The sequence below is a fragment of the Geodermatophilus sp. SYSU D00766 genome (assembly GCF_054049915.1).
Map to the genome: position 1 here is coordinate 18739 of NZ_JBJGYI010000040.1, position 23429 is coordinate 42167.

The window sequence follows — 23429 nt, forward strand, 5'->3', positions numbered from 1 at the left end:
CGTCACCGGCGCCGGTGTCCCGTCCCAGAGGGAGGACAGTCATGACCCACACCACCACCGGGGACCAGCGGCTCGACCCGCGCTTCGCCGCCGACGCCGACGGGGTCCTCGACCGCACCGTGCACGCCGAGGCGCCCGTCGCCGGGGTGGTGGCCTTCGTCACCGACCGCGACGGCGACGTCTACGAGGGGGTGGCCGGCGAGCGCAGCCTCGGGTCCGGCGTGGCGATGACCCCCGACACGGTCTTCGCGCTCTTCTCCACGACCAAGGCCGTCACCGCGACCGCCGCGCTGCAACTGGTCGAGGACGGCCGGCTCGACCTCGACGCCCCGGCGCGCACGTACGCCCCGGCCCTCGGCGAGGTGAAGGTCCTCGACGGGTTCGACGCCGACGGCTCGCCGCGGCTGCGCGACCCCCGGCGCGAGGTGACCACCCGGATGCTGCTGACCCACACCGCCGGGTTCGGCTACGACTTCTTCAACGAGCACTACCGGCGCATGGCCGAGGAGCACGGCCAGCCCAGCGTCATCACCGCCTCCAAGGCGGCGCTGGCCACCCCGCTGCTGGCCGACCCGGGGGAGCGGTGGGAGTACGGCAGCAACATCGACTGGGTGGGGCAGGTGGTGGAGGGCATCACCGGGGAGCGCCTCGGGGACGTCTTCGCCTCCCGCGTCTTCGCGCCCCTGGGCATGCACGACACGACCTTCGAGCTGACCGACGCGCTGCGGACCCGGCTGGCCGGCATGCACACCCGAGGCGAGGACGGGTCGCTCACCCCGATCGAGTTCGAGCTGCCCTCGTCGCCGGAGGTGCACATGGGCGGCCACGGCCTCTACGGCACGGTCGGCGACTACACGCGGTTCATGCGCATGTGGCTCAACGACGGCCGCGGCGAGCACGGCGTCGTCCTGCAGCCGGAGACGGTGCGGATGGCGGTGCAGAACCACTGCGGCGACCTCAAGGTGACCGCGCTCCCGGGTGTCATCCCGTCGCTGTCCAACGACGCGGAGTTCTTCCCCGGGGTGTCCAAGTCGTGGTCGCTGCCGTTCATGGTCAACGACGAGCCGGCCCCCACCGGCCGGCCCGCCGGCGGGCTCGGCTGGGCGGGACTGGGCAACCTCTTCTACTGGATCGACCGGGACAACGGGTACGGCGGCTTCTGGGCCACCCAGGTGCTCCCGTTCGGGGACGCGACGTCCTTCGGCGGCTACCTGGAGTTCGAGACGGCGCTGTACCGGTCGCTGGAGGCGCGCCCGGTGCCGTGACGGGAGCCGTCAGCGGGGCGCGGCCGCGCGCCGCCATTCGCGCGGGCTCGTCCCGTAGGCGGCGCGGAACCGCCGGGCGAAGTGGCTGGGGTCGGCGAACCCGCAGGCGCGGGCGGTGGCGGCGATGGACCGCTGCCGCCCGGCGGGGGAGGCCAGCCGGGCCCGCGCGGCCTCCAGCCGCTGGGCGATCACCTCCTGCTCGAGGCTCGCGCCGGCCGCGGCGAAGGCCTTGTAGAGCTGGCGGACCGAGACGCCGTGCGCCCGCGCGACGGCGGCCGGGGTGAGGCCCGGGTCGGTCAGGTGCCGGGCGACGTGCGCCCGCACCCGGACCACGAGCGTGTCCGGCCGCACGGGGGGGCCGGACCCGCTCCCGCCGGCCGCGGACACGAGCAGCGCGCGGACGAGCTCGACGGTGGCCGCGCCCAGAGCCGCCGCGCCCGGGTCGGCCGACAGCCCGGCGGCGTCGTCGGCGATCCGCTGCAGGTGCGCCCGCACCAGCCCGTGCAGCGGGCTGGCCCGCAGCCGGGGCGCCGCGCGGCGCACGACGTCGGCGGGCAGGCCGAGCCGGTCGAGGGGGACCAGCAGCGCCCTGGAGGCGCCGCCGCGGTGCGGGAAGGCCAGCGCGACCAGCGGCGCCCCGTCCCGCGCCCCCGGCCGCCGGGACCGGCCCGCGCGGGACTGCGCCGCGTCGGTGGCCAGCAGCACCGCCGTCCCGTAGGGGAAGGTCCCGTCGGCGTCGGCGCCGGCGAGCCGGGCAGTGTCGCTGAGCAGCATCGCGCCGTCCTGGGCCTCGACCGGCTGACGTCCCCCGCGGACGCCGCCGAGCCTGGCAGAGCCGGGCCGCCACCGGAACCCGCCGGTGTGCAGGCAGGAGCCGCAGTCGTGCACGCAGGGCCGCCCCGGCGGACCGGCCCGCTGCCAGGCTCCGGCTGACCGGCCACCACCGAGGGAGCGACGTGACCACTCCGACCGCACCGGACACCATCGTCCTGATCCACGGCTTCTGGGTGACCCCGCGCAGCTGGGAGAACTGGAAGGCGCACTACGAGCAGCGCGGCTTCCGCGTGCTCACCCCGACCTACCCCGGCTTCGAGGTCGAGGTCGAGGCGCTCAACGCCGACCCGACGCCGATCGCCGAGGTCACGCTGCCGGCCATCGTCGACTCCGTCTCCGACGTCGTCCGCGGGCTGGACCGGCCGCCGGTGCTCATCGGCCACTCCGCCGGCGGCACCATCACCCAGCTGGTGCTCGACCGCGGCCTGGGCGCCGTGGGGGTGGCGCTCAACTCGGCGCCGACCGAGGGGGTCAAGCTGCTGCCGCTGTCGCAGCTGCGCTCGACCTGGACGGTGTTCAAGAACCCGGCCAACCGGCACCGCGCCGTCGGGCTGACCGAGGAGCAGTGGCACTACGCGTTCACCAACACCTTCAGCGAGGAGGAGTCGCGCGCGCTGTACCGGCGGTACCACGTCCCCGCCTCGGGCCGGATCCTGTGGAACTCGGTGCTGGCCAACCTGATGCCCGGCCCGCAGGACGCGCACGTCGACTACGGTAACCCGGCCCGGCCGCCGCTGCTGTTCGTCTCCGGCGGGGAGGACCACATCATGCCGCCGTCGATCCAGCGCTCGAACGCCGCGCACTACCACGGCACCGCCGTGACCGAGATCCGCGAGTACCCGGGCTACGCCCACCTGCTGCCCGCGCAGGAGGGGTGGGAGCGCATCGCCGACGAGGTGCTGGACTGGGCGCTGGCGCACGCGACGGGGTCGCGGCCGGAGGTGGCCGGCGCGCAGTGACGCGCGGCCGACGCGGCGCCGCACCTGCTGGCGGTCCGGGCCCCGGTCGTCGATCATCCCGGGATGACGGTGATCGCACTGCCGAAGCCGGGCCGGTGGGTGTGGGACGCCCGCGACCGCACGCGCGCGCTGCGCGTCTCCCCGCACCCGGAGCAGGGCCTGCTCAACCTGAGCCTGTGGCGCGACGACGTCTGCGTGGGCACCGTCAAGCTGCGCCCGGACGAGGTGTCCGGGCTGGTGGCGGCGCTGTCGGACGGGCTGGCCCGGCTCGCCGCCCCGCCCGCGCCGCCGGTGCCCTCGGGGCGCGACGCCGATGTCGTCGCCGACGTCGTCGCGCTGGAGACCCGGCTGGCCGCCGTCGAGTCCCGGCTGGCCACCGACCGGCTCCCCGTCGGCCGGCTCGTGCGCTCCCTGGCCGGGCAGGCGCAGCAGCGGATCTCGGGGCTGCTCCGCGGCTGACGCAGCCGCCCCGCCCCGCTCGTACGCTGACGAGGGTGAGTGTCGCCCCCGCCCTGACCGTCGCCCTCGGCGACCGCTTCGCCCGCGAGCTGCCGGAGATGGCGGTCCCCTGGCAGGCGGCCGAGACGCCCGCCCCGCGGCTGCTCGCCCTCGACGAGGAGCTCGCCGCCGAGCTGGGCCTCGACCCCGCCGCGCTGCGCGGCCCCGAGGGCATCGGCCTGCTCACCGGCACCGTCGTCCCCGAGGGCGCGCGCCCGGTGGCGCAGGCCTACTCCGGCCACCAGTTCGGCTACTACAACCCGCGCCTGGGCGACGGGCGGGCGCTGCTGCTCGGCGAGCTCGTCGACACCGCCGGCCGGCTGCGCGACCTGCACCTCAAGGGCTCCGGCCGCACCCCGTTCTCCCGGGGCGGCGACGGGCTGGCCGCGGTCGGGCCGATGCTGCGCGAGCACGTGGTCAGCCGCGCGATGCACGCCCTCGGGATCCCGACCACCCGCTCGCTCGCCGTCGTGGCCACCGGCCGGCCCGTCCGGCGGGAGATGCTGCTGCCCGGCGCCGTCCTGGCCCGGGTCGCCGCCAGCCACCTGCGGGTCGGCAGCTTCCAGTACGCGCGGGCCACCGGGGACGACGGCCTGCTGCGCCGGCTGGCCGACCACGCCATCGCCCGGCACCACCCCGCCGCGGCCGACGCCGGCAACCGGTACCTCGCACTGTTCGAGGCCGTCGTCGCCGCACAGGCGTCGCTGGTGGCGCGGTGGATGCTCGTGGGCTTCGTGCACGGCGTCATGAACACCGACAACGTGACGATCTCCGGCGAGACGATCGACTTCGGGCCCTGCGCGTTCCTGGAGCGCTACGACGAGGACACCTGGTACAGCTCGGTCGACCAGGGCGGGCGCTACCGCTACGGCAACCAGCCGCTGGTGGCCGAGTGGGACCTCGCCCGGCTGGCCGAGGCGCTGCTGCCGCTGCTGGCCGACGAGCAGGAGCCGGCGGTCGAGCTCGCCGTCGAGGCGCTGCACCGGTTCCGCCCGGCCTACGACGCCGCCCTGCTGGCCGGCTGGCGGGCCAAGCTCGGCCTGCCCGCGGGTCTCGACGACGACGTCGCCCGCGGCCTGGTCGACGACCTGCTGGCGCTGCTGCGGGCCAACGAGGTCGATCTGACCGGCTTCGCGCGGCGGCTGTCGGCGGCCGCGCGGGGCGACGCCGAGCCCGCGCGCGGCCTGGTGCTCGACCTCGCCGCCGCCGACGCCTGGCTGCAGCGGTGGCGGGCGCTGGGTCCCGACGCCGACGCGATGGACCGGGTCAACCCGGTCTACGTCCCGCGCAACCACCTCGTCGAGGAGGCGCTCGCCGCGGCGACCGCCGGGGACACCGGGCCGTTCGAGCGGCTGGTCGAGGTGGTCAGCCGCCCGTTCGAGGAGCGCCCCGGGCGGGAGCGCTACGCCGAGCCCGGCCCGGCCGGCCCGTACGTGACCTTCTGCGGCACCTGACCGACGCGCGGTCGGGACCCCAGCCGTGCCCCACGACGCCGTGACCGCCGAGCGGGTCCGCCGGCTGCTGCCCGGCGCCGTGGAGAAGCGGATGGTCGGCGGCCTGTCGTTCAACGTCGGCGGTCACCTGGTCTGCGGCGTCACGGCGACCGCGCTGGTGGTCCGGGTCGGCGCCGACGCCGTCCCGGCCGCGCTGGCCGAGCCGCACGTCGAGCCGATGGTGCTCGGCGGTCGTCGGGTGCGGGCGTTCGTCCTCGTCGGGCCCGCCGGTTTCGCCGACGACGCCGACCTCGAGCGGTGGGTGCGGCGCGGCCTGGCGTTCGCCTCCGGGCTCGGCTGACGGTGCGGCCGGCCGGCCCGTACACGGCCTCCTGCGGCACCTGACCGCCCGCTGCGGTTGCCCCGCCGGGGCGGCGGGTCGATGCTGCGGCATGGCCAAGCCCAAGGCCTCGGTCGAGGAGGCCCCCCAGGCGACCCGCAAGGTCGACAGCGCGTTCTACGAGAAGGAGATCGCCCGGCTGCAGGTGGAACTGGTCAAGCAGCAGGAGTACGTCCGCGCGAAGGGCCTGCGCGTCGTCGTCGTGTTCGAGGGCCGCGACGCCGCCGGCAAGGGCGGCGCCATCCAGCGGATCACCGAGACGGTCAACCCGCGGGCCACCCGGGTGGTGGCGCTGCCGGCGCCGACCGAGCGCGAGCGCGGGCAGTGGTACTTCCAGCGCTACGTCGAGCACCTGCCCACCCGCGGCGAGATGGTCCTGTTCGACCGGTCCTGGTACAACCGCGCCGGCGTCGAGCGGGTCATGGGCTTCTGCACCGACGAGGAGTACGAGGAGTTCCTCCGGTCCTGTCCCGAGTTCGAGCGGATGCTCGTCCGCAGCGGGATCACCGTGCTCAAGTACTGGTTCTCGGTCAGCGACACCGAGCAGGAGAAGCGGTTCCAGGCGCGGCTGCACGACCCGACCAAGCGCTGGAAGCTCAGCCCGATGGACCTCGAGGCCCGCAACCGCTGGGTCGAGTTCTCGAAGGCGAAGGACGCGATGTTCGCCGCCACGGACATCCCCGAGGCGCCGTGGTGGGTGGTCGAGGCCGACGTGAAGAAGCGGGCGCGGATCAACGTCATCGCCCACCTGCTCGGCCAGGTGCCCTACGAGGACCTCACCCCCGAACCACCGGAGCTGCCGCCGCGCCCGCCCGTGGACGAGCACTACGTGCGCCCGCCGATGGACAGCCAGCGGTTCGTGCCCGACGTCGTCCCCTGACGGCGTGCGGGCCGCCGGGAGGGCGCTCAGCCGCTGCGGGCGGCGGAGAGCGCGGCGCGCACCCAGGTGAGGGCGGCCTCGGGGTCGGCGAAGGTGCGCTGCGGGTACCCCGGCCCGTGGCCCGCCGCCTCGCCGTCCCGGGTGAGCGAGCGGTACCGGCGCTCGTCGAAGACGTCGGCCCAGGCGGCGATCGCGGGTACGCGCGCGGGCAGGTCCTCCGCGGCCCAGCGCTCCAGCGCCGCCCGGCCCTCGGCGGTCGGGGCGCCGAGCCGGCGGCGGTCGAGGACCACCCCGAAGCGGTCGCCCGCCGAGCCCACCGCGGTCGCGACCAGCTCGACGTCGGCCGCCGTCAGCCGGCCGACCAGGGCCACGTGCAGCACGCCGTCGTCCCACCGCGCGGTCGAGGTCACCGGCTCAGGCACCGGTGAACTCCGCGAAGCGGGCCGCGGCCTCCCCGCTGGTGGCCGGCTCGCCCTCGCCGAGCAGCGCGGCGCGCAGGTCGCCGAGCACCCAGTCCACCGAGAAGGCCGACGCCGACAGCCAGACCTCGCCGCTGACCTCGTGCACCGCCCCACCCTGGACGGCCCGCAGGCCGGGCCACAGCGGCGAGCCGGTGAGGCCCTCGGTCCGGTAGGGGCCGCCGGAGAGCAGGAACAGCTCGTCGCCGTCGTGGTCGGGCAGCGTCTCGGCGGTGAAGAGGGCGAACGGGCTGGCCGGGTCGCCCGGCTGCTGCTGCGCGGGAGGGCGCGCGAGGCCGGCCTCGGTGAGCAGCGAGCCGACGGCGGTGGCGGTGGGCGGGGAGAAGAAGCCGCCGTTGTCGCCGACGACGGAGGTCACCGCGCCCGCCAGCCCGGCGGCGTCGAGGTCCGCGGCGAGGGCGGCGGTCTCCTCCGCCAGCCGCTCCCGCAGCCCGGCGGCCTCGTCCTCGCGGCCGAGCGCCGCGGCCACGGTGGACAGCTGCTCCTCCCAGCCGGCGGTGTAGTCGACGACCGTGGTGGGGGCGACGGCCTCGAGCTGCTCCCGGGCTGAGACCGTCGTCGGGATGGAGACGCCGATGACGACGTCCGGGTCGGCGGCGGCCACCGCCTCGAGGTCGAGCTCGGACCCGTACGGCTGCGTGGCCACGCCCAGGTCGTCGAACACCGCCGACGTCGACTCGTACTCGAACACCTCGAGCACGAGGTCCGGCTCGACGCCGAGGGTCAGCGCGTGGACCGCGGCGAAGTCGTCGAGCGCGAGGACGACCCGGTCCTCGGCGGGCGAGCCGCCGGCGGAGTCGGTCGCGGCGTCGGCGCCGGAGCCGCAGGCGGTGGTGCTGCCGAGCAGGACGAGCAGACCGGTGGCACGGGTGGCGGTACGGGTACGGAGGAACGGCACCCGGTAGTCATAGTGAGGCAAGGCTGCCCTCACAAGCTCCTGGCGGGGACGTTCTCGATCCGCTTGCCGAACGCCGGGTCCGCGGCGGCTGCGGATGGCGTCCGCGGGACCTACGCTCGGGCGGCCGGACGCGGCGGAGGGGGCGCAGACATGGACCGGATCCCGGACTCGCTGCCGGTGCTGAGCCGCGGCCGGCACCGCAGCCCCGCGCACGGCGCCTGCTTCCTCGAGTACACCTCGCTGCTGGCCGGTGAGCCGTTCGGCGACGCCCCGCGGTGCGTCGACGGGCAGCTCGCCGCGGTGCTGCGGCACGCCAACGACGTGCTGTCCACCGCCGACCGGCCGCGCCTGCTCCCGCTGCTCGGGCGCGCCATCGGGTTGGTCGCCGACGACGCCGTCCGGCTGCGGCGCGACGTCGCCGGGCGGCTGGCCGCGGCGGTCGGTAGCCCGCCGTCGCCCGAGGAGCGGCGGTGGGTGGCCACCGGCGCGGTGGACCGGCTGTTCTGGTCGCTGATGCTGGAGCCGGCGCCGGTGAGCACGTCGGCGGCGTGGGTGGCGCGGCTGCTGGAACGGCTGGACCTGCTGCACGGCTGCTACGAGGCGGTGCTCGCGGCCCCGGTGGGGGCCGGACCGCGGGGGTGAGCGGCCCGCGCGCCGTCGTCCGCGTGCGCGGGGAGTCGACGGCCGAGCACCCGCCCGACGTCGCGGTGCTGTCGGTGTCGGCGAGCGCGACGTCGCCGGACAGCCGCGAGCGAGCCCTCACCGAGGCCTCGGAGGTGACCGCGCGGCTGCGCGCGGCGCTCGAGGGCGCCGACGGCGTGCGCCGGGTGGTGCTGTCCCGGGTGTCGGTGCACGAGCGGTCCGCCTGGGACCCTGCTGCCGGCCGGCACGAGCCCGCCGGGTGGGAGGCGACCGTGGGCGGCTCGGTCCGTGCCGACGCCGGCGCCGCGGAGAACCTGGCCGAGGTCGTCGCCGCCGCGGGTGCGGGGATCGGCGGGGTGGCGTGGGAGCTCGACGACCCCGCCGCCGCGCGCCGGGCGGTGCGCCGCGCCGCCGTCGAGGCCGCCCGCGAGGCCGCCGCCGACCTGGCCGACGCGGCCGGCCGTGACCTGGGGCCGCTCCTCGAACTGGCCGACGCCGGCCTGTCGTCGGCCGCGGCCCCGGAGTCGATGGCCGTCATGGCGCGCGGCTCCCCGGACGGCGGGCCGGGGTTGACCCTCGACCCGCGGGACGTGACCGTGTCCGCCGTCGTCGAGGCCACCTACGCACTGGACGACTGACCCGTCCGTGCCATGATCGGTGCGGTCGGCGCCGGCCCCCGTCCGGGGACACCCGCCGGCCCCGACCCGCGGCGCACCCGCGGAGCGCCCCGCGCCGGCCCGGCGATCCAGCACCGGCACCCCGCGGGGCCCCGCAGGTGCCCGCGCGAGGACGCCGTGACCGCTCCCACCACCCGCCCGCCGTCGCCCTGGCCGGGCTCCCGCCACGAGACCGTGCACCGCTGGCAGCTCGACGACGTCGTCGCGCTGGCCGACGTCGTCGCGCGGCTGGGCGCGCTGGCCGCCGAGCTGCGGGCGGCGCACGCGGCCGGCTGGACGCCGGTGCGACCGATGCGTGACGGCCACCTGCTGGCGACCCGGCCGTCCCGCCGCGAGCGCGCCCGCGGTGCCGTCGCCGTCGTCCCCGGGCCCGGGCGGGCCCCGTCGCTCCGGGGCTGGCGGGTGCGGGTCGTCGACGAGCTCCCGCTCCCCGGGGACGCGGTGCTCGACCTCGCTGCGGTGCCGCGGACGCCGGTGCTCGGCTGGGCCGGCGGGGGACCACGCCACGTGGCCGGGCCGCCGGTCGAGCCGGCCGTGCTGACCGAGCTGGCCCGCCAGGTGCCGGCCGCCCAGGCCGGGTCGCGGAGGTGGGCCCTGGTGCCGGCCCGGGTCGGTCCGGCCCGCGACGTCGTGGCGGAGGGGAGCGCGCTGCGGGTGCACGCCGTGACCGACGGTGCGCTGGTGCGCACCGTCGAGGCGCTCTCCTTCCGGCACGCCACGGACCGGGCGGTCACGCTGGCCGACGCCGCCGCGGCCTACGAGCGGCTGGCCCGGGTGGCCGGGGCGATGGCCGCGGCGGGTGGGCGGCTGACCGACTCCGACGACGGTCTGCTGGTCGTCCGCTACGACCGCTGACGCGGCCCCCCGGGGCCGGTCAGAAGGGCGGCGGGTCGTCGTCCGGGTCAGGCGGTTCGTCGGCTTCCGGTGGCGGGTCGGGTGCCTTCGGTGGCGGTGGTGGTCGCAGGCCCGGTGGTCGGGTGGTGCGGGTGATGCCGGACGGGGTGGTGACGGTCAGCGTGCCGTCGGGACCCATCTGGAAGCGCCAGTCGCGGGCGAAGGTCTTCACCCGGTGATGCGAGCGGCACAGGCAGCACAGGTTGGCGCAGTCGGTGGGCCCGCCGTGGGCGTGGGGGAGGACGTGGTCGGCGTCGGCCCAGCCGACCCGTTGCCCGCAGGTCGGCATCCGGCAGGTGCGGTCGCGAGTGCGCACGAAGGCCTGCTGCTCGGCGGAGGGCGTGTAGCGGTCGACCGGGTCGGGCCGGTCCAGAACGGGACAGTTGCAGGCGCCGTCGGGGTGGTGAGGGCAACCTCGCCGCGCCAGCCTCCGCAGCCGGTTCAGCGTCGCGGTGGCCCGCAGCGTGCCGTCCTCGTCCGTGAGCGCCACCGTCACCGTGCCACCGTCGGGGGCCTGCACGCCGAGGGCGTCCAACTGGTGCAGTAGCTCGCGCAGGTGGGCGGCGGTGATCGGCAGCCCGTTCACCTCCCCGGCCTGCGTCGACCGCCCGGCCAGCGACGCCAGCGTGGCGATGATCTGCAGATGGGCGGTCACCGCCATCCCGGCCTGCCAGGGGCGCTGCAGCAGGTCGGCGAACACGGCGGTGCGCAGCTGCCCGATCGGGCGCGGGTCGCCGTCGGCCTTCAGCATCCGCGCCAGTGCGTCGACGGTCGCGTGGCAGGCGGCGGCCACGTCGGCCGGGAGGTCGGCGGCGAGGGTGCTCATCCCGTCAGACGCCGACGGGTAGACGCGCACGTCGGACCGGCGTTCGGCGGTCTTCCGCTGCTGGTCGACCGCGTCGGAGTCGGCCTCCAGCAGCAGCTCCAGCGCCCGCTTCTTGACCTTGCCGACGGTCAGGCCGGCCGCCTCGGGCAACACGGCGGCCTCGATGCGGCGGGCAAGAGCCGGGGCGGTGTGCTGCAGCACGTCGACCAGCGCCCGCGCGCGGGCCTCGTCCAGCTCCCCGGCGGCCAGCGCGGCCCAGGTGGCCGGCAGCCGTTCGCGGTAGGTCCAGGCGCGGGTGACCAGGTGGTTGGCCGTACCCCGCCCGCAGTTGAGCACCACCGCCAGCTCGGCGGTGAAGAACTCCGACACCCCGGGCAACTCACCATCGGGCTTCCACGACCGCGCACCTGGCGTGCCGGGTGCGGGGTCGGCATCGGAGGGGCGGGCCTCCGCCAGCCGCAGCACCAGCTCGGCTTCGTAGGCCGCCTCCATCGCCTTGCGGGCCTGCAGCCGCTGCAGCTCGACGGCGGCCTGCTCATCGGAGAGCACCGCCACCGGCAGCCGCGGCACCTGTACGGGCCGCTCGACGAGCCACCCGGCGAGCGCCCGCTCCACCGGCGACACGTACTCAGCGACCTCCTCCACGACCCCAACCTACGCACGAGGTACGACAGTTCCCGCAGGTCAGGAGCCTGGTCGCCGGACACTCACATCCGGGAGGGGTCGACCTCGACGTCGACGGTCACGACGTCGCCGTCGTCCTTGCCGCGGCGGACACGGGCCGGGACGGGCAGCAGCCAGCCGGCGCGCCGGTCGCGCCAGACGCTCGTCGACCAGGTCCGCCCGTCGACGGTGGCGGTCACCGGCACCCGGCCGAAGGCGCCGGCGGAGTCGGGCGCGTGCTCGGCCGGCACGGGCGCGAAGACCCAGCTCGCCGCACCGGGCCAGCGCACGAGCGTCGCGTCGAAGGGCACGGGCGCAGTCTGCCCGGGGGGTGGGACGGTTCAGCCCAGGAGGAACAGCCCGAGCGCGGCGAGCGGCAGGGCCACGAAGAGGAAGACGCCGACGGGGCCGAGGGCGGAGGGTCCCGGTGGCTGCTCGGTGTCGCGCTCCGGACCGAGGCCCAGGAAGGCGCGCTCCGCTGCCGTGTCGGCGCGCGAGAGCAGCGTCCCGCCGGTCACCGTGGAGAGCCCGGCGAGGACGAGCAGCGAGATCCCCAGCCGCGACCCGAACCCGCCGCCCCCGACCGCGACCCAGACCCCGGCCGCGGCGAGACCGAGGACGACGCCGGCGAGCACGAGCACCAGGGCCTGCCCGAGCCCGCGGAGGACCACCACGGCTCGACGCTACTCAGGCCAGGGCCGCCGTCCAGTCCGGCGTGCCGAGGGGGGCGCCCGCGCGCAGCAGGGCGACGAAGTCGGCCACCGCCACCGGCCGGGCGAAGACGTACCCCTGGACGACGTCGCACTCCAGGTCCGCGAGGACGCCGGCGGTCGAAAGGTCCTCCACGCCCTCGGCCACCACGGTCAACCCGAGGCCGTGGGCGAGGGCCACGGTGTGCTGCACGATCAGCGCGGCCGCCGGGTCGGCGCCGAGGTCCTGGGTGAGGGACCGGTCGAGCTTCAGCTCGTCGGCGGGCAGCCGGCGCAGGTACCCGAGCGAGCTGTAGCCGCTGCCGTAGTCGTCGATCGAGGTGCGCACCCCGAGGTCGCGCAGCTGCTGCAGGACCTCCCGGCCGCGCTCGGCGTCGGTCACGAGGGTGTCCTCGACCAGCTCCACGGTCAGCGCGGCGGCCGGCAGGCCGTGCCGGGCGAGTGCGGCGGCGACCTTGTCGGGCAGGTCCAGGTCGGTGACGTCGGCGGCGGACAGGTTCACCGACACCGGCACCGGGTGCTCGTGCCACCAGCCGGCCGCGGCGGTCAGCGCGAGCTCCAGCACCGCGGCGGCCAGCGGGCGCAGCAGCCCGGCCTGCTCGGCCGCCGGGAGGAGGTCGCCGGGCCTGATCAGGCCGCGGGTCGGGTGCTGCCACCGGACCAGCGCCTCGACGCCGACGACGCGGTGGTCGGCCGCGTCGACCTGGGCCTGCAGGTGCACCAGCAGCTGGTCGGTGGCCAGCGCGTCGCGCAGCTCCTCCATGGTGTGCAGCCGGTCGCCGGTCTCGGTGCCGGGCTCGGGCAGGTAGACCCGAACGCCCTCGCGCGAGGTCTTGGCGGCGTACATGGCGACGTCGGCGCAGCGCAGCAGGTCGGTGACGTCGGCGGCGGGCACGGGTGCGGTGGCCACCCCGATGCTCGCGCCCACGTGGACCCGGATGGACTCCAGCGGGAAGGGCTCGGCCAGGCACTCCTGCACCCGCCGCGCCGTCCCCAGCGCGTCGCTCAGGGTGGCCTCGGGCAGCAGGACGGCGAACTCGTCGCCGCCCAGCCGCGCGGCCAGCGCACCGGGACCGGCGGCCTCGTGCAGCCGCGGCGCGATCAGCCGCAGCAGCGCGTCGCCGGCGTTGTGGCCCAGGCTGTCGTTGACCTCCTTGAAGCCGTCGAGGTCGAGCAGCAGGAAGGCGGCCGGCCGCCCTGCGGTCGCGGTGGCGAGGACCTCGGCGGTGTGCTCCAGCAGCGCGCGGCGGTTGGGCAGGCCGGTGAGCTCGTCGGTGCGGGCCTGGGCGTGCACCTCGTGGAAGCTGCGCACCTCGTGGAAGGTCATCGCGGTCCGGGCGATGCCGGTGACGATGCAGCCGACGGCCGTCCACATCGCGGCGTCGGGGTAGCGGCCGCCCCAGCCGGCGGCCAGCAGGGCCAGGCTCGCGACGTTGCACGCCGCCGGGACGGCGAGCACCCGCCAGCCCACGCGGGACCCGGCGGAGCGCAGCACCGGCCGGGCCGGCGCCCGGGTGCGCTCGGCGGCCAGCGCGAGCAACAGGGCGCCGGCCAGCCAGGTCAGGTCCAGGGGGCCGCCCTCGACGTAGACGCCGGCCGCGGCCAGGTCGAGGTGGACGATGTCGCCGACGAGGTTGGCCGCGATGCCCGCGCCGAGCAGCAGCAGGACCGGCTCGCCGCGCAGGCCGAGGATGGCGCCCACCGCGACCAGTAGGGCCAGCAGCAGGACGTCGGCGATCGGGTAGGCGAGGTTCACCGCCACGGCCGCGGGGTCGCCGTCGGTCAGGGCCAGCGACGGGCCGAGCAGGACGCTGACGGCGACCGCCGTGGCACCCAGCGCGCCGATGACGCCGTCGAGCCACATGCTCGGGTGGAACCGCGGGACCGATGCCCGGATCAGGGCGAGGAGCCCGACGTAGAGCGCGGGGTAGGCGGCCAGCCAGCAGGCGTCGGCCCAGGACGGGTAGGGCTCTTCCGGCAGCCGCGCGATCACCAGGGTGTAGACGAGGTTGCCGGTGACGGTGCACAGCAGGGAGATCGTGATCGCGCGCCACGCCGTCGCCTCGCGCGGCCGGCGGCGGGCGGCCTGCAGGCACGCCACCGCGGCCCCGACGAAGACGAGGTTGTAGAGGACGACGTCGTACAGCGGGGCCCACGGGGCCCCGGCCGGCCGCGGGCCGACGCCCGTCGCGAAGACGGCGAGGGCGCCGGCGCTCACGGCGAGGGGCCGGCGGGAGGTCCCCGGCAGTCGGCGCGCGACGTCTCTGGTCACGGGGAGGGGATCGGTCGATCCTGCCCGCCCTTGAGGGCACGCACACGGCGGCCTCCCCCGTCGGGGGTGCCCGGTCAGGCCCGCGCGAGCGCGGTGAGCACCTCGCGCGCCCGCGTCCAGAGCAGCGCACCGCCCTCGTCGTCGAGCACCGTGCGCCGGCTGTGCGGGAAGCGTGCGGCCAGCGCCGCGCCGAGGTCGGGGGAGTGGACGGTGCTCGTGTCGAGCGCGCCGTACCAGAGGTGCACCGGGACGGCGACCTCCTCGGGGCGCACCGGCCAGGGCCCCAGCGCGGTGACCAGGTCGCGCGCGTAGCCGGCCGGGCCCTGCGCGAAGCCGTCGGCCAGTGCCGCGCGCACCGCGGCGCCCAGGCGGGTGCCCTCGTAGCGCGCCCGGTCGACGGGCGCGGCCGTGGAGACGATCACCTGCCACAGCCAGTCGGCGTCCGCGACGCCGGCGACCTCCCGCTCGACGCCGGCGGGGTCGGCCTCGACGGCGTCGAGCAGGCCGGCCACCTCGGGCACCAGCAGGTGCCGCTGGGCCCGCAGGTCGTCCTGCCCCGCGACGAGGGCGACGGCGTCGACGAGGCCGGCGCCGGCCAGTGCCGCCGCGAACGGGGCACCCTGGGAGAAGCCGACCCCGAGCACCCGGCCCGGATGCAGGGCGCCGACCAGGTGGCGCACGTCCGCGACCCAGGTGGCGTGGCTCTTGTGCGGGTCGGGCGAGGACCGGCCCAGGCCGGGGCGGTCGAGGGCCAGCAGCCGCAGGCCCAGGCCGCCCAGGAGGTCGGTGCCGAACCCGAGGACGCCGCTCATCCCGGCACCGGGGACGAACAGCACCGGCCGCCCGTCCGGCGGGCCCCACTCCGACCAGGCGAGGTCGCGGCCGTCGGGCAGCCGGATCGCACGAGGGGTGCCGGCGACGTGCTCCTCCACGCCGGTGATCGTCGCAGCCCGGGGCGGGCGGGACGGGTGGGCCTGCCGTGGTGCGCGGGGCGGCGTCCCCGCGGGGTGGGCCCGGGTCGCCGCCGCGGCTGTGCCACCGTCCTGCCCGTGCCCGTCCCCCGCTCCCGGACCGCCCGGTGACCGCCCTCGGGCTCGTCGCCGTGGCCCTGGCCGGCGCGGGGGTCGGCCACCTGGTCGACCGGGCGGCGGCCCGCTTCCCGTGGCCCCGCCCGGCGACGGTGGGCGCCGTCCTCGGCGGGCGCGGGGGAGCGGCCCCCCGGGGCGTGCTGGAAGCGGCGACGGCGGCGCTGTTCGCGCTGGCCGCGCTGCGCTTCGGGCCGACGGCGGAGCTGCCGGCGTGGCTGTGGCTGGCGACCGCCGGCGTCCTGCTCGCCGTCGTCGACCTGCGCGAGCGGCTGCTGCCCAACCGCGTGGTGCTGCCCGCGCTCGCCGGGGGCGCGGCGCTGCTGTGCCTGGCGGCCGTGGCCGGCGGCGCGTGGGACGCGCTGCTGCGGGCCGTCCTGGCGGCGGCGGCCCTGTTCGCCGTCTACCTGACCATGGCGCTCGTCTCGCCGGGCCTGGGCATGGGCGACGTCAAGCTCGCCGCCCTGCTCGGCCTCTACCTCGGGTGGCTCGGGTGGCCGGCGGTGGTCCTCGGGGCGCTGGCCGGGTTCGTGCTGCAGGCGGTCGTGGCGCTGGCGCTGCTGGCCACCCGGCGGATCGGGCTGCGCGGGGAGCTGCCCTTCGGTCCCGCGATGCTCGCCGGGGCCGCACTCGTCGCCGCGGCCCCCGTCCTGCTGTCCTGAGCGCCCGCGGGCGGTGACGCCGCGTCACCCCGTCCCCGATCGGTTGCCCCGGCCGGTGGACCGGTGTCGCGCGATCCGGTGGAAGACCCTCAAGCCGGCGAATGCACCGCCCGACACCCCTGGCGTGCGCCGCGACGCCGGGTCGACCGACCCCGGCCGGACGGCACCGTCCCAGGGAGTCCCCGTGCTGAACCCGTTCACCAACCCGCTGGCCGCCGTCGTCACCCTCTACTCCTTCGTCGAGGACCGCGTGAAGCGGGAGGAGAAGGGCGCCACCGCCGTCGAGTACGGCCTGCTGGTCGGCCTGATCGCCGTCGCGATCATCGCGACCCTGCTGCTGGTCGGCCCGCAGCTCAAGGAGCTCTTCCAGTCGGTGGTGGACGGCCTCACGAAGGCCAACGCCGCCAGCTGAAGCACACGCACCGGGCTCCGGGCGTCGTGGCGACGACAGGTCGCCACGACGCCCGGCCGTGTCGTCGAGGGAGGAGGAACGGGATGAGGGAGCGACTGCGTGCCGAGCGCGGCGCCAGCGCCGTGGAGTTCGCGCTGGTCGTGCCGCTGCTGATCGTCCTGGTCCTCGGGATCATCGAGTTCGGCCACGCCTTCCAGGTGCAGGGGACGCTGTCCGCGGCGGCCCGCGAGGGCGCCCGGGTCATGGCCCTGCAGAGCAACCCGGCCGCCGCCCGCACCGCCGTCCGCGACGCCGCCCCCACGCTGGACCCGGGGATCACCGACGCCCAGATCGTCATCACGCCCGCCGCGTGCCCGACCACTCCGACGACCACCGCCAACGTGCGCGTGACCATCCGCTACCCGATGCCCTTCCTGACCGGCTTCTTCGGCAGCGGCGTCGACCTGACCGGGACGGGGGTCATGCGGTGCAACGGCTGATGAAGGACCCCTCCGCCCCCCGCCACTCGCAGGCTCGCGGCGGGGCCCTGCGGAGGGGCCGTTCCAGCACCTCACCTGCCCCCCGCCACTCGCAGGCTCGCGGCGGGGCCCTGCGGAGGGGCCGTTCCAGCAGCTCACCTCGCCTCCGGCGGCGGCTGGCCGGCGAGCACGGCGCGGCCGCCGTGCTCCTGTCGGTCCTGCTCGTCCCGCTGCTCGGCTTCACCGCCATCGCCGTCGACGTCGGCGCCCTCTACGCCGACCGGGCCCGGCTGCAGGTGGCCGCCGACGCCGCCGCCCTCGCCGTGGCCCGCGACTGCGCCCGCGGCGCCTGCGGGAACATGCAGGCCACCGCCCAGGAACTGGTCGACGCCAACAGCGTCGCCGACGCCGGCGCCGGGGCGCCCACCGCCGCACCGCCGGTGCTGCAGAGCGCCCCCACCCGCGTCACGGTCACCGGCAGCGCGCCCCGCGAGCACTGGTTGGCCCCGCTCATCGGCCACGACGCCAGCTCGGTGTCGGCGACGGCGACGGTCACCTGGGGCGCGCCCAGCGGCGGGACGGCCGTGCTGCCGCTGATCTTCTCGTGGTGCGAGTGGCAGGCCCAGACCGGCGGCGGCGCGCCCTCGGGCACCACCGAGCGCACCATCGTGCTGCCCAAGAAGTCCGACACCGGCTGCACCGGGCCCTCCCGCATGTTCGTGCCCGGCGGCTTCGGCTGGCTGGACACGGGCGGCAGCTCCTGCAAGGCGACCACCCGCATCGACCGGCGCTACGACTCCGAGCCCGGCAACAACCCCTCCCAGGGCTGTTCCGTCGGCGACGTCGGGGCCCTGGTCGGCCGCACGGTGCTCCTCCCGATCTTCGACCAGGCCGGAGACACCGGCAGCCACGCCTGGTACGAGGTCTACGGCTACGCCGCCTTCCGGATCACCGGCTACCACTTCGGCGGCCAGTTCGACGTCGGCCAGCCCTGCAACGGCGAACAGCGCTGCATCCGCGGCTACTTCACCCGCTTCGTCGACGCCTCCGGCGCCTTCGACACCAGCACCGACGCCCCCGACCTGGGCGCGGCCATCCTCCGACTGATCCGATAGGGGCTCCGACGTGAGACGCCGACTGCTCGCCGCCGTCGCGGCGCTGGTCCTCGTGGCCGCCGGCACCGTGGTGCTGCTGGCCTACGTGCGCGGTGCCGACGCCCGCGCGCTCGCCGGGGTGCGCACCGTGCAGGTGCTCGTGGTCGACCAGCCGATCCCCGAGGGCACCCCCGCCGAGGAGGTGGCCGGCCTGGTCCGCACCGAGCTGCTGCCGGTCAAGGCGGCCGTCGACGGGCGGGTCACCGGGCTCGAGGAGCTCGCCGGCCAGGTCGCCACCGCCGACCTCGCCCCGGGGGAGCAGCTGCTCGCCGCCCGGTTCGCCGCGCCCGACGACCTGCAGGCGCCCGGCACCGTGCCGGTGCCCGAGGGCCTGTCGGAGGTGAGCCTGGTGCTCGAGCCGCAGCGCGCGGTCGGCGGCCGGCTGACCGCCGGCGACGAGATCGGCGTCTACGTCTCCATGGAGCTGCAGGGCAACATCGACGCCGACCCCGACGACGAGCAGATCGGGACCACGCACGCCACCCTGCACGGCGTCCTGGTCACCCAGGTCCAGGGCGGCCCCGCGCCCGCCGCCGCCGACGGCGGGGACGTGGAGACCGCCTCGGCCACCAGCGCGGCCCCGACCGAGAACGTGATGGTCACCGTGGCCCTGCCGGCCCGGGAGGCCGAGCAGGTCGTGTTCGGCATGGAGCACGCGAGCGTGTGGCTGTCCCTGGAGCGCGAGGGCACCGACACCTCCGGCACCCGCGTCGTCACCCAGGGGAACGTCTACGGCGACCTGCTGGCCGCCCTGGGCAGCGTCGCGGCGGAGGCGGCGGAGTGAGCCGCGTCGTCCTCGCCGGGGCCGCCGACGACCTCCGCGCCCGCGTCGAGGTCGCCGTCGACGGCGACCTGCAGGTGCTGCCGCCGGGCCGGCTGCCCGCCGACCCGGGCCGGCTGTTCGAGCTGCTCGCCGACGGCGAGCTGCCCGACGTGCTGCTCGTCGGCCCGCTGGCGCCGCTGCAGGAGGTGCTCACGCTCGCCGCGCGGCTGGACGTGCAGTGCCCCGGGACCAGCGTCGTGCTGGTCGCCGAGCCGACGCCGGAGCTGTGGCAGGCGGCGATGCGCGCCGGGATCCGCGACCTGCTGCCCCCGCAGGCCGAGCCGGCCGACGTCGCGGCGGCCGTGGAGCGGGCCGGCGCGGCCGCCGCCGACCGGCGACGGGTGCTGCGCCCCCTGGAGGAGACCGCCCGGTTCACCGGCCGCGTCATCACCGTCGCCTCGCCCAAGGGCGGGGTCGGCAAGACGACGGTGGCCACCAACCTCGCCGTCGGCCTGGCCGCCACCGCCCCGCAGGGGACCGTGCTGGTCGACCTCGACGTGCAGTTCGGCGACGTCGCCTCCGCGCTCGGCCTGGTGCCCGAGTACACGCTGCCCGACGCCGTCCACGGCCCGGCCAGCCAGGACACGATGGTCCTCAAGACCTTCCTCACCCAGCACCCGAGCGGGCTGCTCGCCGTCTGCGGCTCCGACTCCCCGGCCGCCGGGGACACGGTGACCGCCGGCGACGTCGCCCGCCTGCTCACTGCGCTGGCGCGCGAGTTCCGCTACGTCGTCGTCGACACCGCCCCGGGGCTGTCGGAGCAGACGCTGGCGGCCATCGACGGCGCCACCGACGTCGTCCTGCTCAGCAGCATGGACGTCCCCGGCGTCCGGGGCCTGCGCAAGGAGGTGCAGGTGCTCGGCGAGCTCGGCATGATCCCGGCCGGGCGGCACGTGGTCATGAACATGGCCGACCCGAAGGGCGGGCTCTCGCAGCGCGACGTCGAGTCCGCGATCGGCACCGGGGTCGACGTCGTCGTCCCGCGGTCGGCGGCCGTCCCGGCCTCCACCAACCAGGGCGTGCCCATCCTGGCCAGCGGCCGCAAGGACCCGGCGGCCAGGGAGCTGCGCGCGCTGGTGTCCCGCTTCTCGGCCACCCCGCTGGTCAAGCCCGGCCGCTACCGCGCCAAGCACCGGGCGGTGTCGTGAACCTCGCCTCCCGCCTGGCCGCCGCCAAGGGCCGCCCGGCCGAGTCCACCACCCTGCAGAAGCCCGTGCCGGCGGCACCACCGGTGACCACTGCTCCCCGCCCCGTCCCCGCGGCCGTCCCCGCCCCGCCCACTGACGCGCTGACCCGGCTCAAGGACCGGGTCGCCAAGGCGCTGTTCGAGCGGATGGGCGCGCGGCTCAACGACCCGTCGCTGTCGGAGGAGCAGCTGCGCGGGATCGTCCTCGGCGAGCTCGACGTCGTCGTCGACGAGGAGAAGGTGCCGCTGTCGGCCGACGAGCGTGCCCGGCTGACCGCCGAGCTGGCCGACGACGTGCTCGGCTTCGGCCCGCTGCAGCGGCTGCTCGACGACCCGAGCGTCACCGAGATCATGTGCAACGGCCCCGACGCGGTCTACGTCGAGCAGGGCGGCAAGCTGGTCCGCTCGGGCGCACGCTTCACCTCCGAGGAGCACCTGCGCCGGGTGATCGACCGCATCGTGTCGCGGGTGGGACGCCGCGTCGACGAGTCCTCGCCGATGGTGGACGCCCGCCTCGCCGACGGGTCCCGCGTCAACGCGATCATCCCGCCGCTGGCCTTCAGCGGCTCGACGCTGACCATCCGCAAGTTCGCCAAGGACCCCTTCGGCGTCGAGGACCTCATCGGCTTCGGCACCCTCTCGCCGGAGATGGCCGAGCTGCTGCACGCCTGCGTGGAGGCCCGGCTCAACATCATCGTCTCCGGCGGCACGGGCACCGGGAAGACGACGCTGCTCAACGTCCTGTCCTCGTTCATCCCCGAGGGCGAGCGCATCGTCACCATCGAGGACGCCGTCGAGCTGCAGCTGCAGCAGGCGCACGTGGTCCGCCTGGAGTCCCGCCCGCCCAACATCGAGGGCCGGGGCGCGGTCACCATCCGCGACCTGGTGCGCAACAGCCTGCGGATGCGCCCCGACCGCATCGTGGTGGGGGAGTGCCGCGGCGGTGAGTCGCTGGACATGCTGCAGGCGATGAACACCGGCCACGACGGCTCGCTGTCGACGGTGCACGCCAACTCACCGCGCGACGCGATCGCCCGCCTGGAGACGCTGGTGCTCATGGCCGGCATGGACCTGCCGCTGCGGGCCATCCGCGAGCAGATCGCCTCCGCCGTCGACGTCGTCGTCCAGCTGACCCGGCTGCGCGACGGCACCCGGCGGGTCACCCACGTGACCGAGGTGCAGGGCATGGAGGGGGAGACCGTCACGCTGCAGGACGCCTTCCTCTTCGACTACTCCGCCGGCGTCGACGCCGGCGGTCGCTTCCTGGGCGCGCCGGTCGCGACCGGGGTGCGGCCGCGCTTCACCGACCGCTTCGAGGAGCTCGGCATCCGGGTCTCCCCGTCGGTGTTCGGCGTGCCGGCGAGGGCGCGGGGGTGGGGCTGATGTCGCCGGCATCGATCTCCCCGGCGCTGGCGTCCCCGGGGGTGCTGCTCCTCGGGCTGCTGCTGGTCGGCGGCGGGCTGGCGCTGCTGACCCTGGGCGCGGTGCCGCCCGGCCCGCGGCGCGTCCCGCTGGCCCGGCTGGACCCCTCGATCGCCCCACCGCCGACCCTGCTGTCGAAGGTGACCGCGCAGGCCTCCGGCGGCGTCGAGCAGGTCATCGCCCGGCGCGGGGGCGTGGCGGCCGGCGCGGCGGCCCTCGAGCGGGCCGGCATCGGCCTGCCGCTGGCCGAGGTCGTGCTCCTGACCGGGCTCGCGGCGCTCGTGCTCGGCGCGGCCGGCTGGCTGCTCGGCGGGGTCGCCGCCGGGCTGCTGCTCGCCGTGCTCGCACCGGTGGGCGCGCGGGTGCTGGTCCGGCTGCGGACCGGCCGCCGGCAGGCCCGCTTCGCCGACCAGCTCGACGACGCCCTGCAGCTGATGGCCAGCAGCCTCCGCGCCGGTCACAGCCTGCTGCGCGCGATCGACGCCGTGGCCGAGCAGGCCCCGGCACCCATCGGCGAGGAGTTCGCCCGGATCGTGAACGAGACCCGGGTGGGCCGCGACCTCGGCGCCGCCCTCGACGAGGTGGGCGAGCGCGTCGACAGCGACGACTTCCGCTGGATCGCCCAGGCCATCGCCATCCAGCGGGAGGTGGGCGGCAACCTGGCCGAGGTGCTCGACACCGTGGCCACCACCATCCGGGAGCGCAACGCCATCCGCCGTCAGGTGAAGGCCCTGTCGGCGGAGGGGCGGCTGTCGGCCTGGGTGCTCATGGCCCTGCCGGGCGGCATCGTCGCCTTCCTGTCGGTGACCAACCCCGCCTACGTCGCCACGTTCACCGAGTCCCTGTCCGGCTGGGTCATGGTGGCCGTGTCGCTGGGCCTGCTGCTCGTCGGCGGGCTGTGGCTCCGCAAGACCGTGCGGATCCGGTTCTGATGGGCACCGTCCCCGCACCCGTCCTCGCCGCGACGCTCGCGGTGGCCGTCGGCGTCCCGCTGCTCGGGTGGGCGCTGGTGGCCCGCCCGCAGGACGCCGCCGCCCGGTCCCGGGCCAACCTGACCCGCGGGCTCGACGTGGCCGGGGCCGGTGCCCGGGCCGCCCGGGCCCGTCCGGGGGTGCTCGGGCGCCTGGTCTCCCTGCTCACCCCCGCGGGCACCGTGGCCCGGCTCGACCGGCTGGCCGGCGCGGCGGGGCGACCCGCCGCCTGGCCGGTGCAGCGGCTGGTCGCCGCCAAGCTGGTGCTGGCCGCCGTCGCGGCCGTCCTCGGGCTGCTGGTGGTCGTCCGCAGCCCCGGGCCGCTGTCGGTGCTCATGGCGGTCGGCGTGACGGTCGTCGCCTACGTCGTGCCGGAGCTGCTGCTGCACAGCCGCGGCCAGGAGCGCCAGCAGGCCATCGGGCTGGAGCTGGCCGACACCCTCGACCAGATGACCATCGCGGTGGAGGCCGGCCTCGGCTTCGAGGCGGCCATGGCCCGGGCCGGGCGCACCGGGCGGGGACCGCTGGCCGAGGAGCTGGTGCGCACGCTGCAGGACATCGGCGTGGGGCAGCCCCGCCGGGAGGCCTACCTCGCGCTCGCCGAGCGGACGGGGGTGGAGGACCTGCGGCGGTTCATCCGGGCGGTCGTGCAGGCCGACGTGTACGGCGTCTCCATCGCCGACGTGCTGCGCACCCAGGCCGCCGAGATGCGGCTCAAGCGCCGGCAGCGGGCCGAGGAGAAGGCCATGCAGATCCCGGTGAAGGTCATCTTCCCGCTGATGCTGTGCATCCTGCCGGTCCTGTTCATCGTGCTGCTCGGACCGGCCGTCATGGACATCGTCGACGCCTTCAGCGGCTGAGCGCCGGCGTCCCCGGGGGGGGGGGGGGGGGGGGGGGGGGGGGGGGGGGGGGGGGGGGGGGGGGGG

The 23429-nt window shown here is 76.5% G+C and carries 26 protein-coding genes; 18 read left to right on the plus strand and 8 right to left on the minus strand.

The window, feature by feature from the left end:
• Positions 1-41 precede the first annotated feature (41 nt).
• A complete protein-coding gene (locus ACI8AD_RS21160) occupies positions 42-1265 on the plus strand; it encodes a serine hydrolase domain-containing protein (RefSeq protein ID WP_456872503.1) in 1224 nt (407 codons plus the stop codon).
• A 9-nt stretch (positions 1266-1274) separates the two neighbouring features.
• On the opposite strand, the gene ACI8AD_RS21165 is transcribed toward ACI8AD_RS21160, so the two are convergent.
• Positions 1275-2039 (minus strand): helix-turn-helix domain-containing protein, encoded by a 765-nt coding sequence (locus tag ACI8AD_RS21165; protein ID WP_456872504.1) that lies wholly within the window; start codon positions 2037-2039, stop codon positions 1275-1277.
• Between the two features lie 182 nt (positions 2040-2221).
• Here ACI8AD_RS21165 and ACI8AD_RS21170 point away from each other — a divergent pair, with 182 nt between their 5' ends.
• The 5 genes from ACI8AD_RS21170 to ppk2 all read left to right on the plus strand — a co-directional run bounded on the left by ACI8AD_RS21170 (position 2222) and on the right by ppk2 (position 6269).
• Complete coding sequence (locus ACI8AD_RS21170; protein ID WP_456872505.1) at positions 2222-3058, plus strand: alpha/beta hydrolase; 837 nt, start codon at positions 2222-2224, stop codon at positions 3056-3058.
• Positions 3059-3121: 63 nt separating this feature from the next.
• Positions 3122-3517: a hypothetical protein gene (locus tag ACI8AD_RS21175; RefSeq protein ID WP_456872506.1), complete on the plus strand. Its 396-nt coding sequence runs from the start codon at positions 3122-3124 to the stop codon at positions 3515-3517.
• 35 nt (positions 3518-3552) lie between these two features.
• On the plus strand, positions 3553-5010 hold the full coding sequence (locus ACI8AD_RS21180; RefSeq protein WP_456872507.1) for a protein adenylyltransferase SelO: 1458 nt from the start codon (positions 3553-3555) through the stop codon (positions 5008-5010).
• 25 nt (positions 5011-5035) lie between these two features.
• Positions 5036-5350, plus strand: coding sequence for a TfoX/Sxy family protein (locus ACI8AD_RS21185; RefSeq protein ID WP_456872508.1), 315 nt, complete (start codon positions 5036-5038; stop codon positions 5348-5350).
• A gap of 91 nt (positions 5351-5441) precedes the next feature.
• Positions 5442-6269, plus strand: coding sequence for a polyphosphate kinase 2 (gene ppk2 / locus ACI8AD_RS21190; RefSeq protein ID WP_456872509.1), 828 nt, complete (start codon positions 5442-5444; stop codon positions 6267-6269).
• A gap of 26 nt (positions 6270-6295) precedes the next feature.
• Here the strand turns inward: ppk2 and ACI8AD_RS21195 are convergent, their stop codons facing one another.
• Both ACI8AD_RS21195 and ACI8AD_RS21200 read right to left on the minus strand, forming a co-directional pair.
• A complete protein-coding gene (locus ACI8AD_RS21195; protein WP_456872510.1) occupies positions 6296-6691 on the minus strand; it encodes a hypothetical protein in 396 nt (131 codons plus the stop codon).
• Positions 6684-7646: an ABC transporter substrate-binding protein gene (locus ACI8AD_RS21200; protein WP_456872511.1), complete on the minus strand. Its 963-nt coding sequence runs from the start codon at positions 7644-7646 to the stop codon at positions 6684-6686. Before ACI8AD_RS21200 ends, ACI8AD_RS21195 begins: the two co-directional genes overlap by 8 nt.
• A 150-nt stretch (positions 7647-7796) precedes the next feature.
• Here ACI8AD_RS21200 and ACI8AD_RS21205 point away from each other — a divergent pair, with 150 nt between their 5' ends.
• From ACI8AD_RS21205 to ACI8AD_RS21215, 3 genes are all read left to right on the plus strand, one after another.
• Complete coding sequence (locus tag ACI8AD_RS21205) at positions 7797-8288, plus strand: hypothetical protein (RefSeq protein WP_456872512.1); 492 nt, start codon at positions 7797-7799, stop codon at positions 8286-8288.
• Positions 8285-8926 (plus strand): SIMPL domain-containing protein, encoded by a 642-nt coding sequence (locus ACI8AD_RS21210; protein ID WP_456872513.1) that lies wholly within the window; start codon positions 8285-8287, stop codon positions 8924-8926. The genes ACI8AD_RS21205 and ACI8AD_RS21210 overlap by 4 nt, the downstream gene beginning before the upstream one ends.
• 156 nt (positions 8927-9082) lie before the next feature.
• Complete coding sequence (locus ACI8AD_RS21215) at positions 9083-9820, plus strand: hypothetical protein (protein WP_456872514.1); 738 nt, start codon at positions 9083-9085, stop codon at positions 9818-9820.
• A gap of 19 nt (positions 9821-9839) precedes the next feature.
• Here the strand turns inward: ACI8AD_RS21215 and ACI8AD_RS21220 are convergent, their stop codons facing one another.
• The 5 genes from ACI8AD_RS21220 to ACI8AD_RS21240 form a co-directional block, all read right to left on the minus strand.
• On the minus strand, positions 9840-11330 hold the full coding sequence (locus ACI8AD_RS21220; protein WP_456872515.1) for a DUF222 domain-containing protein: 1491 nt from the start codon (positions 11328-11330) through the stop codon (positions 9840-9842).
• Positions 11331-11392: 62 nt separating this feature from the next.
• Entirely contained in the window at positions 11393-11659 is a 267-nt protein-coding gene (locus ACI8AD_RS21225) for a DUF1905 domain-containing protein (protein ID WP_456872516.1), read from the minus strand.
• Between the two features lie 30 nt (positions 11660-11689).
• Positions 11690-12022: a hypothetical protein gene (locus ACI8AD_RS21230; RefSeq protein ID WP_456872517.1), complete on the minus strand. Its 333-nt coding sequence runs from the start codon at positions 12020-12022 to the stop codon at positions 11690-11692.
• 13 nt (positions 12023-12035) lie between these two features.
• The gene (locus ACI8AD_RS21235; protein WP_456872518.1) at positions 12036-14330 is read right to left on the minus strand and encodes a putative bifunctional diguanylate cyclase/phosphodiesterase; all 2295 of its coding nucleotides are present in this window, start codon (positions 14328-14330) and stop codon (positions 12036-12038) included.
• Between the two features lie 74 nt (positions 14331-14404).
• Positions 14405-15262 carry an alpha/beta fold hydrolase gene (locus ACI8AD_RS21240; protein WP_456872519.1) on the minus strand — a complete coding sequence of 286 codons (858 nt, stop codon included), beginning with the start codon at positions 15260-15262 and terminating at the stop codon, positions 14405-14407.
• Between the two features lie 146 nt (positions 15263-15408).
• Here ACI8AD_RS21240 and ACI8AD_RS21245 point away from each other — a divergent pair, with 146 nt between their 5' ends.
• From ACI8AD_RS21245 to ACI8AD_RS21285, 9 genes are all read left to right on the plus strand, one after another.
• Positions 15409-16077: a prepilin peptidase gene (locus ACI8AD_RS21245; protein WP_456872520.1), complete on the plus strand. Its 669-nt coding sequence runs from the start codon at positions 15409-15411 to the stop codon at positions 16075-16077.
• Positions 16078-16261: 184 nt separating this feature from the next.
• Complete coding sequence (locus ACI8AD_RS21250; protein WP_456872521.1) at positions 16262-16489, plus strand: Flp family type IVb pilin; 228 nt, start codon at positions 16262-16264, stop codon at positions 16487-16489.
• 83 nt (positions 16490-16572) lie between these two features.
• The gene (locus tag ACI8AD_RS21255; RefSeq protein ID WP_456872522.1) at positions 16573-16968 is read left to right on the plus strand and encodes a TadE/TadG family type IV pilus assembly protein; all 396 of its coding nucleotides are present in this window, start codon (positions 16573-16575) and stop codon (positions 16966-16968) included.
• 182 nt (positions 16969-17150) lie between these two features.
• Complete coding sequence (locus ACI8AD_RS21260; RefSeq protein ID WP_456872523.1) at positions 17151-18062, plus strand: pilus assembly protein TadG-related protein; 912 nt, start codon at positions 17151-17153, stop codon at positions 18060-18062.
• A gap of 10 nt (positions 18063-18072) precedes the next feature.
• On the plus strand, positions 18073-18885 hold the full coding sequence (gene cpaB / locus ACI8AD_RS21265) for a Flp pilus assembly protein CpaB (protein WP_456872524.1): 813 nt from the start codon (positions 18073-18075) through the stop codon (positions 18883-18885).
• Entirely contained in the window at positions 18882-20072 is a 1191-nt protein-coding gene (locus tag ACI8AD_RS21270; protein WP_456872525.1) for an AAA family ATPase, read from the plus strand. Before cpaB ends, ACI8AD_RS21270 begins: the two co-directional genes overlap by 4 nt.
• Positions 20069-21493, plus strand: a complete 1425-nt coding sequence (locus ACI8AD_RS21275; protein ID WP_456872526.1) for a CpaF family protein — start codon at positions 20069-20071, stop codon at positions 21491-21493. Before ACI8AD_RS21270 ends, ACI8AD_RS21275 begins: the two co-directional genes overlap by 4 nt.
• Positions 21493-22464: a type II secretion system F family protein gene (locus ACI8AD_RS21280; RefSeq protein ID WP_456872527.1), complete on the plus strand. Its 972-nt coding sequence runs from the start codon at positions 21493-21495 to the stop codon at positions 22462-22464. The genes ACI8AD_RS21275 and ACI8AD_RS21280 overlap by 1 nt, the downstream gene beginning before the upstream one ends.
• Entirely contained in the window at positions 22464-23363 is a 900-nt protein-coding gene (locus ACI8AD_RS21285; RefSeq protein ID WP_456872528.1) for a type II secretion system F family protein, read from the plus strand. The genes ACI8AD_RS21280 and ACI8AD_RS21285 overlap by 1 nt, the downstream gene beginning before the upstream one ends.
• The last annotated feature ends 66 nt before the right edge of the window (positions 23364-23429 follow it).